Source organism: Streptomyces sp. SID14436 (genome assembly GCF_010548465.1).
Taxonomy (GTDB): domain Bacteria; phylum Actinomycetota; class Actinomycetes; order Streptomycetales; family Streptomycetaceae; genus Streptomyces.
Genome location: NZ_JAAGMD010000563.1, coordinates 1 through 3,423, shown reverse-complemented (window position 1 = coordinate 3,423; position 3,423 = coordinate 1). Strand labels below are relative to the sequence as shown.

The following is a 3,423-nucleotide window of genomic DNA, read 5'->3' as shown; positions in this document are numbered from 1 at the left end:
GCCGCGCTGGCCAATCCGGCGGCGGGCGCGGGCGCCGCCAACACCGCCGCGTGGCGGGCGGCGGAGATACCGGCCGCCAACGGGCACGGCACCGCCCGCGGCGTCGCCGAGCTGTACGGCCTCCTCATGGGAGGCCGGACGCCCGGGGGCGGCGGGCTGCTGTCGCCGTCGGCCGCGGAGCGGGTGCGTGAGGGGCAGGGCAGCTGCCGGGACCTGGTGCTCGGCGCGGGCTTCGCGCACGAGACCGAGATCGGGCTCGGTCTGTGGCTCAGTGGGCCGAACGGCTCCTACGGCCCCAACCCGAGGGCTTTCGGACACGACGGCTTCGGCGGCTCCTGCGGGCTGGCCGACCCGGAGGCAGGGGTGTCGATGGGCTACGTGATGAACCGGATGGGGCCTCATATCGCGGATGACCCGCGCAAGAAGGCCTTGATCGACGCGGTCTACGGCGCGCTGTGACGGGGCCGGCGCCCGGTCCGGTTTCGGCCGAAGTAGAGGATCGCTCTTCCCTGCTGGTTTAGACCAATGGTAGATGTGGTGGCGCACCGAGCCCGAGCGCATACGGAACGTGACCATCCAGGAGGCGCGGCATGACCCGCACCACCCCGCAGGACCCCCCGCCGGCCGAGGACGAACCCCTCTACCGGCGGATCGCCGCGGAGCTGCTCGGCGAGCTGCACGCCGGGACCATCCCGCCCGGTGAGCGGCTGCCGGGCGAGCGGCAGCTGGCCGGTCACTTCGGCGTCAGCCGGGAGACGGTACGGCAGGCGCTGGAGGTGCTGCGCCGTGACGGACTGGTCGCCACCGACCGGCGGGGCAGCCATGCCACGCTGCCCGGCCTGCCGGTGGAGACCCCAGCCTCCCTCACCTTCCCGGTCGGCTCCCGGTGTGCCGGGCGGGGCGCGGTGACCCGGGCGACCGTCGCCTGGGAGCATCCGCCGCCCGGTCACGCCGAGGCCTTGGACCTGGCGCCGGCCCGGCCGACCCTGGTGCACCGCTACTGGTCGGCTTCGGCTGACGGGGGCGAGCAGCGGACCGCCGTGACATCGTTTTCCGCGACGGCGCTGGCGGAGGTTCCCGAACTGGCCCGCTACCGCGGACGCGCCGACGGCACGGCCGCCGCGGAGCTGCGGCGCGCCTACGACTGGCTGCGCCGCGCCGGCCTGACGCTGCACCACCGCGACACCATCACCCGGATCGCCGGCACACCGTCGGTGCGGGTCACCCGGCGCGTGCACGACCAGTACGCCCGGCCCCTGGAGATCACCGAGCTGGTCGTGGACACCCAGCAGGACGCGCTGGTCTACGAGTTCACCCTGCCGGCCGCCGTGTGAGAGGTCCCGGGAAAGACGCCCGTCCCCTCCCCTTCCGGCCTGCGCGGGTGCCGGTGGCCGGCCCTCGCGGAGGTGGGGCCGTCACGCCTCCGGGCGCACCCCGACGACCAGACGGACCCGCGGGCTGCCGTCGCGCCGCCGGCCGAAACCGGGCAGCGGCTGGAACTCCACCCGGAACCCCGCCCCCTCCAGCCCGCCCACGAGGTCGCCGAAGCGCAGCGCCCGGTAGTACATGACGAACGGCGGACGCCACAGGGCGTTGCGCACCCGCATCACGGTGTCGAAGCCGAGCAGCACGGCGTGTCCGACGGTGCCGGGCCGGGGCGGCGCGACCACGGGCAGGGCGAACCGGCCGCCGGGCCGCAGCACCGCATGGACCTGCGCGAACAGCCCGGGCACCTCGCGCGGCAGGAAGTGGCCGAGGGCGCCGAAGCTCACCACGAGGTCGAAGACCGGCCCGAACGGCAGGGCCCGGGCGTCCGCCCGCACCCAGCCGACCGGCGGCCCCTCCGGGCGGGCCCGGCGCCGCGCCACGTCCAGCATGCCGGCGCTGAAGTCCACCGCGGTGACGCTCTCGCGGCACAGTCCGGTGAGCACGTCCACGCCGGCGCCGGTCCCGCAGCACAGGTCGAGGCCCCTGCCGTAGGGCCCGGTGCGGCGCAGCGCGGAGGCGGTGGCGCGCAGCAGCGGGTCGGGCGTGCGGAAGGGGGTGTGGTCGAACTTCGGCGCGAGGAGGTCGTAGCCGTGCTCCACGGACGACAGTGCCTGGACGGCGAGTTCGCGCAGCCGGGGGCCTTCGGGGCTGAACATCGGCTCAGCCTAGGCCGTCCGGGAGGGTGACGGGGCCGGCTCGGGGTGGGTGCGTCCGGCCAGGACCGCGAGGACGCGTTCGCACCAGCGCAGGTTCTCCTCCTCGAAGCCGATGCCGCCCAGCAGCGTGAGATACGGCCCGACCCGGTCGGCCTCGCGCAGGTACTCCTCCTCGGTGCGGCCGTCCAGCAGGCGTTCGCGCACGCGCGCGTAGCGGGCCAGCTTGGCGCGGGCCCAGTCGCGGCGCTCCTCCACGAGCGTCCGGGTCGCCTCGGGGGTCACTCCGTCCATGGCCTGGATCTTGATCAGCAGTTCGTCACGGATGGCGGTGGGCCGCCGGGGCGGGGTCGCGGCGAAGGCGTCCAGGTCCGCGCGGCCCGCCTCGGTGAGGGAGAACATCCGCTTGTCCGGCCGGCGTTCCTGGCGGACCACCCGGGCCTCGATCAGCCCGTCCCCGGCGAGCCGTTCGAGTTCCCGGTAGAGCTGCTGCGGGGTGGAGGCCCAGAAGTTGGCGAACGAGACGTCGAACAGCTTGGACAGCTCGTAGCCCGACGCCTCGCCCTCCAGGAGCGCGGCCAGGACGGCGTACTTGAGGGACATGTGGACAACGTTAGCAGCGGGTGATTAATCTCATCCACACTTATTCAATTAGTTGACTATGGAGCTGTGATGCGGGCATTCCGCGAGGCGGTCGAGGCGCAGGACCTCGATGCCGCCGTGGCCCTGCTGGCCGAGGACGTCGTCTTCACCAGTCCGGTCGTGTTCAAGCCCTACGCGGGCAAGGCGATCACCGCCGCGATCCTGCGCGCGGTGGCCGAGGTCTTCGAGGACTTCCGGTACGTGCGCGAGATCCACGACACCGCGGGCCGCGACCACGCCCTGGTGTTCAAGGCCCGGGTCGGCGACCGCGAGGTCGAGGGCTGCGACTTCATCCACCTGGACGACGACAGCCTGATCGACACGTTCACCGTCATGGTCCGCCCGTTGTCGGGCGCCCAGGCGCTGGCGGCGGCCATGGGGGCGCGGTTCGAGCAGATCGCCCGGGAGGCCGGACAGCACCCCGCCTGACCGTCCCCGGCCCGCCCGGCGGACGGCCGGCGTGCGGCATCCGGGTGCTCACGGCGGGCCTCCGGCCCGGTCGGCGCGGTGCGGTGCGGGTGGCGTTCCTACGTTGACGGGATGACCATCGGATTTGCTTCGCGGGCCGCCGCCTCCGCGTGCGCCCTCTGCACGGCCGGCCTGCTGGCCCTCGCGCCGGCCACCGCGACCGCCCGCCCGG

General features: G+C 74.1%; 5 protein-coding genes. 3 read left to right on the top strand and 2 right to left on the bottom strand.

The genetic code is table 11. The features are described from left to right. Nucleotides 1-459, top strand: a 459-nt coding sequence (locus G3I53_RS19725) for a serine hydrolase domain-containing protein (RefSeq protein WP_164438598.1), incomplete at its 5' end; no start/stop codon positions are given. Nucleotides 460-590: 131 nt separating this feature from the next. Continuing rightward, the gene (locus G3I53_RS19720) at nucleotides 591-1,334 is read left to right on the top strand and encodes a GntR family transcriptional regulator (RefSeq protein WP_164334395.1); all 744 of its coding nucleotides are present in this window, start codon (nucleotides 591-593) and stop codon (nucleotides 1,332-1,334) included. 81 nt (nucleotides 1,335-1,415) lie between these two features. Here the strand turns inward: G3I53_RS19720 and G3I53_RS19715 are convergent, their stop codons facing one another. Further along, complete coding sequence (locus tag G3I53_RS19715; protein WP_164438597.1) at nucleotides 1,416-2,144, bottom strand: class I SAM-dependent methyltransferase; 729 nt, start codon at nucleotides 2,142-2,144, stop codon at nucleotides 1,416-1,418. A 9-nt stretch (nucleotides 2,145-2,153) separates the two neighbouring features. Next, entirely contained in the window at nucleotides 2,154-2,744 is a 591-nt protein-coding gene (locus tag G3I53_RS19710) for a PadR family transcriptional regulator (RefSeq protein ID WP_164334130.1), read from the bottom strand. A 69-nt stretch (nucleotides 2,745-2,813) separates the two neighbouring features. On the opposite strand from G3I53_RS19710, the gene G3I53_RS19705 reads away from it, so the two are divergent. Next, a complete protein-coding gene (locus G3I53_RS19705; RefSeq protein ID WP_164334129.1) occupies nucleotides 2,814-3,212 on the top strand; it encodes a nuclear transport factor 2 family protein in 399 nt (132 codons plus the stop codon). Nucleotides 3,213-3,423 lie beyond the last annotated feature (211 nt).